The sequence below is a fragment of the Cupriavidus sp. KK10 genome, from assembly GCF_018223725.1.
Lineage (GTDB): Bacteria > Pseudomonadota > Gammaproteobacteria > Burkholderiales > Burkholderiaceae > Cupriavidus > Cupriavidus necator.
The window spans coordinates 1,492,369-1,506,873 of the sequence record NZ_CP073678.1; the positions used below are offsets into that span (position 1 = coordinate 1,492,369).

Genomic DNA, 14,505 nt, shown 5'->3' on the forward strand with positions numbered 1-14,505 from the left:
TCTCAGGGCATTGTTGGCGAAATTCGCCGGAAGTGACATATGCGAATGCCCGACTTGGTGCAATGCCTGACGCAGGATAGGCTGCAAGTGGTGAGGCCGGCGCTTGGCCGGCCCGGCTTGCCTGCAACTGCACCAAACCGTGCGCTGGTGCATTGCAGCAAGATCAGTGGCGCACGTCGTCGTGGTCGGTCGACACCGCCAGCGCCTGCCACGCGGCCAGTTCGCTTTCTACCTGGCGGTTCTTCTCGGTGATGCGGTAGACCGTGTCCGAGCCCAGCGGCAGGCGCACCGGCGGGGTTTCGCTGTCGGCCAGGGTCAGCAGGGCCGTAGCCAGCTTGGCAGGATCGCCGGGCTGCTGGTGGTTGGCCGAAGCCATGTGCTCGCGCATTGCCTCGACCGGATCGGCGTACGCCGCGATCTCGGTGCGGACGCGCACCAGCGAGCTCGGTCGTATCGGCGATGCACAGCACCACCGGGAATTGGCCTGCCCTGGCCGCAGTGCGCTCCCAATGAGGCTGCATTACGTCTGTCCACTCGATCTCTTCGTTACCCAGAAATCGATATGCCGCAATGGTCTCCGACCATCCATCGCATGCGCCTGGTATGCTGGCCGTCGGCTTGGCCGCAAACCGCTTGAGCAATTCCTTCGCCCGCCGGTCCCGCCTCGGATCGCCAAGATCCTGCCCCTCGAATTGGCACGATCCAGTCGGTGCAAGTGCGACGCAGGTAGGGGGTAGCGCCTGCCTGCCAGCGAGTGTTGCGCCGTGGAAGGGGTCATTTTGGGAAGGCACTTCGCTGAGATGGAGAGTCCGACTGAACTGGAGGGACCTTGGAAAGTGCTGCACTTGGCTGGCGGTCTGCCGGCGCGCAAGCCGATTCCCTCTAGCCCGTCGATCTGGGGCGGTTGTCACTGTGGAGTGAGGCGGCGTTCATTAGCTGAAGCCCGTGAATAAGCCGCGGGTCGCACCTTACGTCTTGCTGGCCCAGCGGTTCCGATGCCGCTCCGGCTTCGTGCCGAGCATCCTCCTCGCTGCGCAGGTACACGCTCGTCGAAATCGACGAATGCCCAAAATTATCCCTGACATAGCGCAAATCCACCTGCCGGTCGGTCATGTGCGAGCCGGCGGTGTGGCGCAGCCAGTGGGCCGAGGCACCGGCCAGGACATCGGCCTGCGCCGCCCACTCGGGCCCGCGCGCGCAGGCGTGCGGCCGCCAGGCCGAACACTTCCTTCAGGATCAGATGCACCGCGCCGAGCAGCGGTGGGCCAGCTGTCTCACTTCACGGGAGTCAGAATTGGTGCTCCCTTATTCTTGATCAGGAACACAACAAACCTGGCCGGCTGTGTGGAACTGGCATTGCGCCCGACGGTATGGATGTCATTGGTGCCTTCGTGGAAGGTATCCCCGGCCTTGAGTGTCACCTCTTTGCCACCCTTGACCGCCATGACAATGCTCCCCTCGAGCACATAGACAAAGGCGTGTGCATCATGTCGATGCACAGGGTCGACCGAGCCGGGCGGATATTCCACGATGATCATCTGAACTTCCTTGCCCGGATACTCAGGCAACGGTTCCGTCCGCAGCGGCGTGACTTTCGCTTCCGGTGCGGCCACCGCAGGCTGCGCCGCCATCAGGCACGACAGCATCAGCGCCGCCACAAATGACACGATTGCTTTCATGGCATTACTCCACATTGGCTTGCGAGAGCCACTGGCCGAGGCTGATGCGACCGATCCGCGCGTCGCCGAGCGGTACGAGCGACAGTTCTTCGACGTGGCCGCCATAGTACAGGGCGTCGCGGTCCGTCACGACCGAGCGGGCGTCGCCTGTCGACTTCAGATAGCGCGCAACGATCTCCGCGAACGGGGCGCGGTCCGGGCCGGCAATCTCGATGGTGCCGTTCCGCGGTGCTTCCAGTGCGACTTGCGCAAGGAATGCCGCGACGTCTTGCGAAGCGATCGGCTGAAACAGCCCATCGCCGATGCGCACGGTGGTGCCGTCCGTGCCAAAGTCCGCGATACCGCCGAGAAACTCCATAAACTGGGTGGCGCGCACGATCGTGTACGGCACGCCGGCAGCTTCGATCGCCTCTTCCTGGGCGACCTTGGCCGTGAAATATGCATTCCCCGGCATGCGGTCGGTGCCGACGATTGATAGCGCGACATGATGGCGCACGCCCGCGGCCACTTCGGCCTTTCCGAGATTGCGCGCGGAGGTGCGGAAGAAATCGAGTACCGCCTGTGGCTCCCAGGATGGTGCGTTCGCCACATCCACAACGACGTCTGCGTCCTTGAGCGCCAGATCCAATCCTTCGCCCGTCACGCTGTTACGCCGGTACGCGGAGACGCCGCGACCGCCGCATGGCCAGCATTGGTGAGCAGCGCGACAAGTTGGGAGCCGATCAGGCCGGAACCACCGATTACAACGATCTTCATGGCAGATTCTCCAGATGAGAGTAGTGAAATGCGCGGTGCGGCTGGTCGGGCGGCATCGCATGTAGGTGCCTGTCCCTGTCGCATCGTGTGAGACCATTGTGAAACAATCATGCCCCAGGGATAAGGGCCAAGAATTGTCGAAATGACTAGGCCAAGTCCTTTCTGCCGACATTGACCGAACTCATCATGACCGCACTGACTTCCCCATTGGCCATCGAAATCGATCGCCAGAACCGCTTGCCGATCTATCTGCAGATTTGCGAGCGGTTCAGGACAGCGATCGCGGCCGGGCACCTGCGTCCCGGCGATCGGGTGCCCGCGCTTCGGGGGCTCGCCACGCAATTGAATACGGCCCGGGGTACGGTCGAAATGGCCTATACCATCCTTGTCGATGAGGGCTACCTGCAGATGCGCGGTGCGGCCGGGACGTTCGTATCCGCCTCGCTACCGGCGGCGGTGACGCGTTCTGCAAGTGGACAGGATCGGGAGCACATGCGTGCGAGGGAGGGGGGCGCGTCCGCGGTGTCTGATGCATCGCGCAGTCGGCAGCCGGCGCCGCGTCAGCTGGCAATCGCGGTGGCGATGAGCGGGGAGCCGAAGCCGTTGCAACCCGGGCTGCCGGCACTGGACGCGTTCCCGCGCAAGCTTTGGAACCGGCTCGTTTCGCGTTGCGCGCGCAGCGGTCAACGCGCGATGCTCGCCTACCCGGACCCGGTTGGTTATCGGGCGCTGCGCGAACACATTGCCACCTATCTTGGCTTGTCGCGGGGCGTCGCGTGCCTGCCGGAACAGGTATTCATTACCGCTGGCTACCGTGCGACGCTGGAACTCTTGTTGCGCAGTCTCGCGAGCCCCAGCGACCGCATGTGGTTCGAAGACCCCGGCTATCTGCTCGCGCGCAGCTTTCTGGCCGAAGCCGGTGTTCAACTGGTACCGGTGCCAATCGATAGCGAAGGCATCGATGTCGAGCGCGGCATCGCACTGGACCGGCAGGCGCGTTTTGCACTGGTTACCCCATCGCATCAGGCCCCGCTCGGGCACACGTTGTCGCTCGCCCGGCGCATGGCGCTGCTGGATTGGGCTTCGAAAGGGTCTCGCTGGATCATCGAAGACGACTACGACAGCGAATTTCGATATGTGGGCCGGCCACTGCCGGCTTTGAAAAGCCTCGACAAGCACGATCGCGTGATTTATTGCGGCACGTTCAGCAAGGTGATGTTTCCCGGGCTGCGGCTGGCGTATGCCGTGGTGCCGGAGCGCGCTGTCGAACGCGTCGGGCGCGTGGCGTGCAGCATGAATGCCGGCTCTCCGATGCTATTGCAGGCGGCCGTGGCGGACTTCATCGAACAGGGGCATTTTGCGCGGCACGTGAAGCGGATGCGTGCGTTGTACGGACAGCGACGCATGCTGATTGCGCATGCGCTGAACCAGGCGTTCGGGGAGCGCATGATTGTCGCCTTGCCGCACGGCGGAATCCAGTTCGCGGTCGAGTTTGCCGAAGGCCCCGATGGTCCCGTCGACGACGTGGCCTTTGCCTCGCGCGCACGCGACGCGGGGCTCGCGGTGCTGCCGCTGTCGATCTGGTACGCGAACGCACGCACGCGGCGCACCCCACGCGGCCTGGTATTGGGCTTCGCGAACGTCACCGATGCGAGGGAAGCGTCTCGTCTCGCGCGAACGTTGCACGGATGCCTCGACGGCTAGGCCAGCGCCGAGCTGAAGAAGCGCACCGACACCGCGCTGCCGGGCGTCGGCGCGAACTGCGCGTCGCTGAGCACGCTCGCCATCCCGTCTGCATTCCCCAGTTGCACGAGCGCCGGGCGCCAGTGCGGGTACCCGTCTGAATTCGGACCGCGCCAGCGTATTGCCCCACAGGAGCCACGCAGATGCCCTTCGGGAGGCGTATCTCCACCGCGCCGCTGGCCCGGGAGGGCATCTCGGGCTTGCGGACGTTTAAAGATCCCGCTATTTCTTGATTATCGTTTAAACGACACTTTGTTGTTGACATTGAACGCTTTGGGGATGCATGCCTGGGCCCGGAAGCGCATGCCTTGGCTTGGGCAAGCGGCGGCGCAGGCGGCCAACGTTGCAGGGGTGCGTAAGGGCGCGCCGCGATCGGGTCGGCTATTGATCTCAGTTGCCTCGCACGATTGACGTAGCCTCATGGCAGCCAGTGACGCCATACATTTTGACGTCATGGCTTCGAGACGTCCCTTGCGGGAGGAGACCGGTGATCACTCGCCGCGCAACTGGGTGCACGATCCGGCGAGACCCCTTACCTTGAAACTTGCGCGGGCAGTCTTTGGAGAACCGAATGCGCCTTGGAGTCGGGCGCATGCCGCAAGGATGCTCAATCTTTCACTGCAAGACCTCAGTGCGTGGATGCTCAGAGAGGGGGCAGCACTGACAAGCCTGGTTTGCGAGCAGCGTCTGATGCGAGCATTGATCGAGGTCTCGCAAGGCAAGGGCCAACATGGCAGGTATGGCTTTGTATCGCGCGAGCGCCGTGATACCGCCTTCTTTGAACGCTTCGGTGTATGCGTAAAACAGGCTGCCGTGATCGGCCGAGTCGGTACGGTGACTTGGTCCGGTGACTTGGTCCTGGAACCCGGTTGACGCGGGTCGGTGGCAGGGCCGTCGGTCTTCATCGACGGTCAGGCGCAATCGTGCCCCGGCATGCCCCACGGTCTCGTCGGTCATGCAACTGCCAAGCGTTCATAACCGGGAAATCGGGGGACAGGATTGGGGCAGACCGACACAAATTCGTCAAAAATCTGTCACTCACGTCAGAGAGATATCGGCGCGCCCCGGCGATGGAGTTTAGCTGCCGGACGTGCACATATTGTTCTTCCTTTTGAAATGATTGTGCGAATCTCTGCATAATTGTTGACTCATTACTGTCACATTCCTGTCGCACTATCTGGCGGCCGCGTCGGTGGGTGGTTTTCGGCTCGCATGCAAGCCGTGACGCCACCGGCTGGACCCTCCGCCAAATACCTGGAATTGACAGTGAAAAAAGCTCTCTTCGCAGTGGCAGCCGCAGCGTGCGCCATGTCCGGCTCTGCCTTTGCCCAATCGTCGTCCAATGTGACGCTCTATGGCATCGCTGATGCCGGTATCAGTTTCCAAAACCACGTCAATGGTGGCGCCAACGGTAGTGGTTCGGTCGTTGGCGTAACTTCCGGCGGCCTCTCAGGTTCGCGCTGGGGGCTGCGCGGGGTCGAGGACCTCGGCAGCAACCTGAAGGGCATCTTCGTGCTGGAAAGCGGCTTCGATATCGATAGCGGTAAATCCGCGCAGGGTGGCCGGCTGTTCGGTCGCCAGGCCTATGTTGGCCTGCAAGGTAATTTCGGTGCCGTCACGCTCGGCAGACAGCAGAATTCGCTGTATGACCTGTTCGGAGCCTACGACCCCATGGCGGCGGGCCCAATGTACTCGCTGAATTCGGTCGACAATCAATTTAACGGTCGCGCCGACAACGCCATCAAGTACACCGGCAAGTTCGGCGGCTTGACGGCAACCGGCTTCTACAGCTTCGGCCGTGACGTCAACGCTGGTCTCGGCGGCGAAGTGCCGGGCCACTTCAAGGTCGGCACCAACTTTGGCGCTGGTTTGGCCTACGCGAACGGGCCATTCTCGGTGGGCGTCGCGTACGACCAGTTCCAGGGCAGCACCCTGGCTTCCGCGGACCTCGCCGCGAAGCGTGCTGCGATTGGTACGTCGTATGCTTTTGGAGCGGCCAAGGTGTTTGGCGGCTACCGCTGGATGCGTGACGAAGTCACGACTGGTACGGCCCGTCACGACAACCTGTACTGGCTCGGCGCCAACTACAAGTTCACTCCCGCTTTTACGTTGACTGGTGCGGCTTACTACACCGACGCCCGCACCGACAGCAAGGACTCGTGGATGTTCGTGCTGAACGCCGACTACGCCTTCTCCAAGCGCACTGACGCGTATCTGTCGCTCGGCTACGTGAACAACAAAGGCAATGCGACTTTCGGTGTGACCGGTACGCCCAATACGATGTCAGGCCAAAATCAGACCGGCGCAATGCTCGGCATGCGCCATCGCTTCTAATTTCCTGCAGGCAGGACGAGGCGCGCTTCCGGGCGTGCCGGCGACAACTTCATATCGGACTTCTCTCACTGTTAAGGTCGTTTGGCCGGCAGAAATGCCGGCCATTTTTTAATCCGAAGTTTGACTCGGATACCAAGCTAACCTGTTGAAGCGCCGAGAGATTTTCAAGCGGCAGGGGGTTGGCTACTGGGAACAGCCGGGGTCGATGCCGAGCAGCGCAAAGGCTTTGCGCTGCAACGGCGTGGGACGGGTCGTGATGACGATCTTGGTCTGTGGATTGACCGAGGTCGACGTGATGTTATAGGTCAACGTGGCGAGGTCCTGCAGCAGCGTGGCGTGCGCAGAGCACGGCGCTGTTCCTCCGACAAGGCAGCGACCGTATGCAGCGGCTGCTCGAACATCCGTAAGGCATCGACTCAGTGAAGCTGGGGTCGATGCGCCACACCAAACCGTCCTGACAAATCGTCGAGACGCCTATCCATTGGCCATAGCTGTGCGCCTGGTGTGATCAAAGTGGAAGCCAGCAGTGAGACTTCAACTAGGCCGCAACCCAGCCCATACAATTTCTCGCGCTCGATGAACGCCACTACCCATGGCCCAGCCTATGATGCGCCGGCTGGGACGTCGAGCACGACAGCCAGATAGTAAAAGCCGGCAGCGGTAGGAATATACGTCGCATCGGCGACCCATAGCTGATTGGGCGCATCGGCACAGAAGTGCCGCTGCACCAGATCAGGCGCAGGTCTACCCTGTGGCGCGGGTGCGTGGTGCAAATGAAGCGCTGCCGGCAAGCCCCGCGCAGGCCCGCCTCACGCATCCAACGCGCCACGCGCTTGCGCCCGACGTGGATGCCCCGGCGCAGCAACGTGGCATGCACACGCGGCATCCCATAGGTACCGCGCGAGCGAGCGTGAATCTCACGGATTTGCGCGCGCAACAGCGTGTCACACACGGCATGAGCGCTCGGAGGTCGTTCCATCCATGCATGGAAGCCGCTGCGCGAGACCTTAAGCAGCCGAGCCATGGTGGACAGCGGATAGCGAGCCTGGTTCGCCTTCATGAATTCGTACCCTTGTCGGGCAGCCTGTCGGTCTCCCGGGCGAACCAGGCCGCGGCTTTTGCAAGTATCTCCCTCTCCATTTTGAGCTGCCGGTTCTCACGGCGTAGCCGTGTGAGTTCCTGGCGCTCGGCCGTCGTCAGACCGTCCTGACGAAGTCCGGCATCGCGTTCCGCTTGGGCTACAGATCGTCTGGGCCGTCGGTTCGAACTCCCTGGCCAGATCCTCGGGGCGGCGACCCGCAAGTCGTGACAATTTTATTTTCGTATGCGATTCGCCGAGGCTAGAGGCGACCATTCCATCTACACTGCACGGCTGTTGAAGGAAGCCGTTAAAAATCAGCCAATGCATTCAGTTTTTCGTTTCGATGCTGACCGTCTCGTCAGCTTCCAGGTCTTGTGGAAGGACGGCGAACGCGTCCTGGGTCGGGGCTGGCGCCTCGCTGCCGATGGCCAGCGCGAGGCGGTGCTGGCCTTGTGGCTCGCGACCGAGCATCCGATGCCTGCCAATCTCGGGCGCCTGGCACACGAATTCAGCCTGAAGGAGGCGCTGGACCCCGCTTGGGCCGCCCGGCCCCTGGAACTGGTGCGCGAACATGGCCGGACGGTCCTGCTGCTGGAGGATCCCGGCGGTGAGCCGCTCGATCGCCTGATGGGCACCCCCATGGAGGCTGGCCGCTTCCTGCGCCTGGCGATTGCCATGAGTGGGGCCCTTGGCCAGTTCCACCAGCGCGGCTTCATTCACAAGGACCTCAAGCCAGCACACATCCTGGTGAACCAGGCCGATGGGGCGGTGCGACTCACCGGCTTCGGGCTGGCTTCGCGGCTGCTGCGCGAGACACAGGCGCCGACGCAACCAGACGAGATCGCCGGCACGCTGGCCTATATGGCGCCTGAGCAGACCGGCCGCATGAACCGGTCGGTCGATGCGCGCAGCGATCTCTATGCGTTGGGCGTGACGCTCTACCAGATGCTGACGGGAACGCTGCCGTTCTCCGCCGGCAACCCGATGGACTGGGTCCACTGCCACCTCGCCCGGCAGCCGATGGCGCCGGCCGAGCGGGTACCGGCGAGCCCGGTCCAGCTCTCTGCCGTGGTGATGAAGCTGCTCGCCAAGACGGCGGAGGAGCGCTACCAGACGGCCGGCGGGCTGGAGGCGGATCTGCGGCGCTGCCTGGCCGCTTGGGAAAGCCGGGGGCGCATCGACACGTTCGCGCCTGGCGAGCATGACCTGCCGGACCGGCTGATGATCCCGGAGCGGCTCTACGGTCGGGATCGCGAGATTGGGGTGCTGCTCGGCGCCTTCGACCGCGTGGTGTCCGGGGGCGCGCCGGAGCTGGTGCTGGTGTCCGGCTACTCGGGTATCGGCAAGACCTCGGTCGTGCACGAGTTGCACCGTGCGCTGGTGCCGCATCGCGGCCTGTTCGCTTCAGGCAAGTTCGATCAGTATAAGCGGGACATCCCTTATGCAACGCTGGCGCAGGCGCTGCAGGGACTGGTACGCCCGCTGCTGGGCAAGAGCGAGGCGGAACTGGCACCGTGGCGCGCCGCGCTGGCCGAGGCGCTGGGCCCGAACATCGGGCTCATGGTGCCGCTCATCCCGGAACTGGCGCTCATCCTTGGCCCGCAGCCGCCAATGTCGGAAGTTCCGCCGCGCGACGAACAGCACCGCTTCCAGCTCGTGTTCCGCCGCCTCATCGGCGTCTTTGCGCAGGCTGCGCATCCGCTGGCGCTCTTCCTTGACGACCTGCAGTGGCTGGACGCGGCAACACTGGACCTGCTCGAGCATCTCGCGACCCAGCCGGAGGTACGGCATCTGCTGCTGATCGGCGCCTATCGCGATAACGAAGTCACGCCCGGGCACCCGCTGCTGGCGCGACTGACGGCCATCCGCCAGGGCGGGGCAAGCGTGGGGGAGATCATGCTGACGAGCCTGGGGCGCGACGATGTCGGCCGGCTTCTCGGCGATGCCCTGCATTGCACGCCGGAGCGCGGCGAGGCGCTCGCCAGACTGGTGCACGAGAAGACCGCGGGCAATCCATTCTTTGCGATCCAGTTCCTCACCGCCCTGGCGGAAGAGGGGCTGTTTGCATTCAATCCTCGCGAGGCGCGCTGGTCGTGGGACCTTGGGCAGATCCGCGCCAAGGGTTTCACCGACAACGTGGTGGACCTGATGCTCGGCAAGCTCGGCCGCCTGCCCGCAGCGACCCAGGAAGCGCTGAAGCAGCTCGCCTGTCTTGGCAACGAAGCCGCGGTAGGCATCATGACCATGGTCCTGGGCGGCAGTGAAGGGACGCTGGATGCGGCGCTGTGGGAGGCGGTCCAGGGCGGCCTGGTGTTGCGGCGCGAGGAGACTTATCGCTTTCCGCACGACCGAGTCCATGAGGCGGCCTACGCGCTGATTGCCGAAGCCGCGCGGCCCGCGGCGCACCTTGCGATCGGGCGCAGGCTTGCCGCGCACACGTCCCAGGAAGCGCTTGCGGAGCGCGTCTTCGAGATCGTTGGCCAGCTCAATCGCGGTGCCGCACTGATTACCGCACCCGAGGAGAGGTGGCGGCTGGCCGAGCTGAACCTGCTCGCCGGCCAGCGTGCCAAGGGATCGACGGCCTACGCCAGCGCATTGGCCTATCTGGCCACGGGCGCGGCGCTGTTGCCCGCGGATGCCTGGGAATGCCGGCCCGCGCTTGCCTTTGCACTGGCGTTCGAACGGGCCGCATGCGAATTCCTTACCGGTGCCTCGGGGGCGGCGGAGCCACGCCTCGCCGACCTCGCGAGCCGTGCGGTCGGCCTCCCTGAGTTGGCCGCGGTAACCCAATTGCGACTGGAGCTCTTCATGGCCCTCGGTCAGAGAGGCCGTGCGGTCGAGGTCGGTCTCGATTACCTGCGTCGGGCTGGCGTGGAATGGTCGGCGCACCCTGCGAAGGCGGAGGTAGAGCAGGAGTACGCGCGGATGTGGCGGCAGATCGGGGACCGGCCGATCGATGCGCTGATTGACTTGCCGCGCATGGCCGACCCCGATGCAGTCGGGACCATGGACGTCCTGACCGCGCTGATGCCGCCGGCCTGGTACACCGACGAGAACTTGCGTGCGCTCGTGATTGGCCGGATGGCGAACCTGAGCCTCGAGCATGGCAACAGCGATGCGTCGTGCCTTGGCTATGCCTGGCTCAGCATGGTGCTGGCGCCGCAATCGGGCGACTACGCGGCGGGATACCGCTTCGGCAAGCTGGGCCTGGACCTGGTGGACCAGCGCGGGCTGGACCGGTTCAAGGCCCGCGTCTACCAGGTCGTGGGCGGCCACGTCCTGCAATGGACGCATCCGATCCGCGACGCGAGCAGCCTGGTGCGGCGCGGCTTCGATCTGTCCAACAAGCAGGGCGACCGCACCTTTGCGGCCTTCACCAGCAACAACCTCATTACGCACCTGCTGGCCAGCGGCGCGCCGCTGGCCGATATGGAACGCGAAGCCGAAGCTGCGATCGCCTTCGCGCGCGAAGCGGGGTTTGGTCTTGTTGTTGACCGCATTACCCCGCAACGCCAGCTTGCCCGGACACTGCGTGGTCTGACATCGGTCTTCGGCTCGTTCAACGATAGCGGGTTCGACGAAGACCGGTTCGAGCGGCATCTGGAGCAGGATCAGGGCCTCGCACTCGTTACCTGCTGGTACTGGATCCGCAAGCTGCAGGCGCGCTTTTTTGCCGCCGACCATGCCGGCGCGATTGCGGCGGCGGAGCGCGCCCGGCCGCTGCTCTGGACCTCACCGTCATTCTTCGAGCAGGCGGAATACCACTTCTATGCAGCGCTGGCACGGGCGGCCTGCTGCGATGCGGTCGCTGCGGCAGACCGGGTCCGGCACCTTGAGGCCGTGGCTGGACACCACCGCCAGTTGCAGGCCTGGGCCGAGCATTGTCCGGGGAATTTCGAAAACCGGGCTGCATTGATCGGTGCGGAGATCGCCCGTATGGGGGGGCGCGAGGCCGACGCCATGCGCCTGTACGAACAGGCCATCCTGTCCGCGCGCGACAACGATTTCATCCACAACCAGGCACTCGCTAACGAGCTGGCGGCACGATTCTATGCGGCGCGGGGCTTCGAGAAGATAGCGTGGGTGTATCTGCGGGATGCCCGTCACGGCTATCGCCGCTGGGGCGCCGAGGGCAAGGTGCGGCAGCTCGACGGGTTATATCCGGCACTCGGCGAAGAAGAGTCGGCACCTGCTTCGACCCGGACGATCGGCGCTTCTGTCGAACACCTGGACCTCGCCACGGTGATCGCCGTCTCGCAGGCGGTGTCGGGTGAAATCTTCTTGGACAAGCTGGTCGACACGCTGATGCGTACCGCAATCGAGCAGGCCGGCGCGCAACGAGGCCTGCTGATCCTGCACCAGGGCGCCGGGCAGCGCATTGCGGCCGAAGCGACCACCTGCGGCCATGCCATCACCGTGCAATTGCACGACCAGAGCGTGCCCGGCACCGCGCTGCCGCTATCGATCCTTCACCATGTTTTGCGCAGCCGCGAGACCGTCATGCTGGACAATGCCGAGGCGCAGGGGCCGTTCTCCGTCGATCCTTACATTCGGCTGCATCGCGCCCGCTCGATTCTGTGCCTGCCGCTCCTCACTCAGGCCAAGCAGATCGGCGTCCTTTACCTGGAGAACAACCTGGCTCCCCGCGTCTTCGTGCCGGCCAGGGCGGCGGTGCTAAAGCTGGTGGCCTCGCAGGCGGCGACCGCGCTGGAGAACAGCCGTTTGTACCGCGATCTCGAGCAACGCGAAGCAAAGATCCAGCGTCTGGTCGAGGCCAACATTATCGGCATCTGCATCTGGCAACTCGACGGCCGGATTCTGGAGGCCAATGACGCGTTCCTGCGCATGTCGGGTTACGACCGCGAGGATCTCCGCTCGGGCCGCCTGGGATGGGCGGACCTGATGCCTGCGTCAGCGCAGGCGCCCGGTGCACCCCTGGCTGCGTTCAGCGTGGCGGGGACTGTGCCGCCGTTCGAGAACGACTTGGTCCGCAAGGATGGGAGGCGTGTGCCCGTGCTGCTCGGGTCTGCGAACTTCGAGGATGGGGTGGACCAGGGGGTGTCTTTCGTGCTCGACCTGACCGAGCGCAAGCGCGCCGAGCAGGCGCTGCACCAGGCGCGGGCCGAACTCGCCCACGTCGCGCGCGTGACCACGCTGAACGCGCTGACTGCCTCGATCGCCCACGAGGTGAGTCAGCCGCTGGCGGCCATTGTCGCGAACGCCAGTGCAGCGTTGCGCTGGCTCGGCCGCCAGCCCCCCGATCTTGCTGAGGTGCGGGAGGCGGTGGGGGGCATTGTCCAGAACGGGCATAGGGCCAGCGCGGTGATCGAGGGAATGCGGGGGCTGCTGAGGAAGACGGCCGCGGTAACGGTTCGACTTGACCTCAACGAGCTGGTCAAAGAGACGATCACGCTGATCAGCGGCGAGGTGTCGCGACATCAGATCCTGCTGCGGACCGAGCTCGCGCCCGGGCTACCGCTGGTGGCGGGTGATCGGGTACAGTTGCAGCAGGTGCTGCTGAACCTGGTGATGAATGGCATCGAGGCGATGACAGAAGTGGCCGACCGGCCGCGGGAACTCGTGATCCGGTCACTGTGCGCGAAACCCCAGACAGTGCGGGTCGCCGTGGAGGACGCTGGCATCGGGCTGGCTCCGCAGGTGATGGAGCGGGTGTTCGATGCCTTCTACACCACCAAGGCGCAGGGTCTGGGCATGGGCCTGGCGATTTGTCAGTCGCTGGTCGAGTCGCATGGCGGGCGGCTGTGGGCGAGCGCAAATTCGCCTTGCGGGTCGGTGTTCCAGTTCGCTTTGCCGGCTAGGCAGAAGTAGACCGACACAGTCTGCCATGCGAGAGGAGGCCAAGCCCTCAGACTACCGGAGCTCCCCATGCGTGCTTGGTGCGCGCTGGCGCGCGACCACGGCCCGGAAAAGGGGCGCCAATCCGGTTGGCTGCCGTAGAACGAAGTAATTCTGGGTCTTCCGCACTTTTTGTGACGGCCGCGTCGAGGGCTTGATCTCGGGCCGATCTGGCCCCACGTTGATCGTTACCATGAGCCCAAGTTCTCGGTGGGATCGTGGCAGCCCGGCTTGCCAACGCCTTGGGCTTGCGCACCAGTGCCGATACCGTGCTGCGGGAGTTGCGGAGAGCTCCTGGGCGCAAGCGCAAACCACGACCGCGAGTCGTCGGCATCAATGACTGGGCGATTGCCCGCGCTCACCAATACGGAACGATCATCGTCGATTTGGAGCGACGTGAGCCGATCGAAGTGTTCGCCGGCAGGGGAACAACTGCGGTGACCGCGTGGGTGCGTGCGCGCTCATCGATCGAGATCGTCGCCAGGGACGGGGCCGGGGCCTACTCCGAGGCGGTCGACATCGCGCTGCCGGCAGCCAGGCAAGCCTCCGATCGCTGGCATCTGCTGTGCAACCTGCGCGACAACGTCGAGAGGCTGCTGTACCGACTCGGGCCGCAACTGCGCCAAGCCGCGCAGCAAGTCAAGGTCGGTGGCGTGACCCTGGGCCGGCAGGGGTTGCTGAGCCGCACCTCACTGCGGTCATGGCAGCGCCTGAGCGACCAGCGTCGCGCCACGCGGCTGGCGCTGTACGAGCGGGTGATGGCGCTACGTGCCCAGGGCGGCACGATGAAAGGAATCGCGCGCGAGCTCTCAATTGACTAACGAACCGTGCGCAAATTCGTCACCGCGGGGGCCTTCCCCGAGCGTGCACCCAGGGCGCGAGGTCCGACGCCTTTGGATGCCCATCTCAGGCCAGGCGCGTGTTCGGATGGCTCGTCGGATGGAGGAAGCTCGCCATCGAGGAACCTAAGAGCTCCGACCACGAGCGCTTCGTGCAGGCGCTTTGCAAGAACGAACCCGTGGTGGGCGAAGTTCGCAGCCTCGCGCGGGAGTTTCT

The 14,505-nt window shown here is 64.4% G+C and carries 8 protein-coding genes and 5 pseudogenes; 5 read left to right on the forward strand and 8 right to left on the reverse strand.

Features of this window, described 5'->3' with window-relative positions:
- Positions 1-163: 163 nt before the first annotated feature.
- The 5 genes and pseudogenes from KB879_RS38370 to KB879_RS38390 form a co-directional block, all read right to left on the reverse strand.
- Positions 164-445 (reverse strand): annotated as a pseudogene (locus KB879_RS38370) (short-chain dehydrogenase/reductase); the annotation flags it as partial.
- Positions 441-695 (reverse strand): annotated as a pseudogene (locus KB879_RS38375) (transposase DNA-binding-containing protein); the annotation flags it as partial. The pseudogenes KB879_RS38370 and KB879_RS38375, both read right to left, overlap by 5 nt.
- Before the next feature lie 187 nt (positions 696-882).
- Positions 883-1,252, reverse strand: a pseudogene (locus tag KB879_RS38380) (tyrosine-type recombinase/integrase); the annotation flags it as partial.
- A gap of 22 nt (positions 1,253-1,274) precedes the next feature.
- Positions 1,275-1,679 (reverse strand): cupin domain-containing protein, encoded by a 405-nt coding sequence (locus tag KB879_RS38385; RefSeq protein ID WP_013958767.1) that lies wholly within the window; start codon positions 1,677-1,679, stop codon positions 1,275-1,277.
- Positions 1,680-1,683: 4 nt separating this feature from the next.
- Positions 1,684-2,435 (reverse strand): annotated as a pseudogene (locus tag KB879_RS38390) (SDR family oxidoreductase).
- 186 nt (positions 2,436-2,621) lie between these two features.
- Here KB879_RS38390 and KB879_RS38395 point away from each other — a divergent pair.
- From KB879_RS38395 to KB879_RS38410, 3 genes are all read left to right on the forward strand, one after another.
- Positions 2,622-4,139: a PLP-dependent aminotransferase family protein gene (locus KB879_RS38395; RefSeq protein ID WP_013958769.1), complete on the forward strand. Its 1,518-nt coding sequence runs from the start codon at positions 2,622-2,624 to the stop codon at positions 4,137-4,139.
- A gap of 642 nt (positions 4,140-4,781) precedes the next feature.
- Positions 4,782-5,051, forward strand: coding sequence for a hypothetical protein (locus KB879_RS38405; protein ID WP_211983107.1), 270 nt, complete (start codon positions 4,782-4,784; stop codon positions 5,049-5,051).
- Between the two features lie 393 nt (positions 5,052-5,444).
- On the forward strand, positions 5,445-6,512 hold the full coding sequence (locus tag KB879_RS38410) for a porin (protein WP_211983109.1): 1,068 nt from the start codon (positions 5,445-5,447) through the stop codon (positions 6,510-6,512).
- A 183-nt stretch (positions 6,513-6,695) separates the two neighbouring features.
- On the opposite strand, the gene KB879_RS40315 is transcribed toward KB879_RS38410, so the two are convergent.
- The 3 genes and pseudogenes from KB879_RS40315 to KB879_RS40700 form a co-directional block, all read right to left on the reverse strand.
- Positions 6,696-6,821 carry a hypothetical protein gene (locus KB879_RS40315; protein ID WP_013958772.1) on the reverse strand — a complete coding sequence of 42 codons (126 nt, stop codon included), beginning with the start codon at positions 6,819-6,821 and terminating at the stop codon, positions 6,696-6,698.
- Between the two features lie 107 nt (positions 6,822-6,928).
- Positions 6,929-7,102, reverse strand: a pseudogene (locus KB879_RS40035) (VapC toxin family PIN domain ribonuclease); the annotation flags it as partial.
- A complete protein-coding gene (locus KB879_RS40700) occupies positions 7,099-7,572 on the reverse strand; it encodes an IS3 family transposase (protein ID WP_211983111.1) in 474 nt (157 codons plus the stop codon). The pseudogene KB879_RS40035 and the gene KB879_RS40700, both read right to left, overlap by 4 nt.
- A 342-nt stretch (positions 7,573-7,914) precedes the next feature.
- On the opposite strand from KB879_RS40700, the gene KB879_RS38420 reads away from it, so the two are divergent.
- Together KB879_RS38420 and KB879_RS40705 are read left to right on the forward strand one after the other, a co-directional pair.
- Positions 7,915-13,422 (forward strand): trifunctional serine/threonine-protein kinase/ATP-binding protein/sensor histidine kinase, encoded by a 5,508-nt coding sequence (locus KB879_RS38420; RefSeq protein WP_211984588.1) that lies wholly within the window; start codon positions 7,915-7,917, stop codon positions 13,420-13,422.
- Between the two features lie 245 nt (positions 13,423-13,667).
- Positions 13,668-14,270 (forward strand): transposase, encoded by a 603-nt coding sequence (locus KB879_RS40705; protein ID WP_371827443.1) that lies wholly within the window; start codon positions 13,668-13,670, stop codon positions 14,268-14,270.
- The last annotated feature ends 235 nt before the right edge of the window (positions 14,271-14,505 follow it).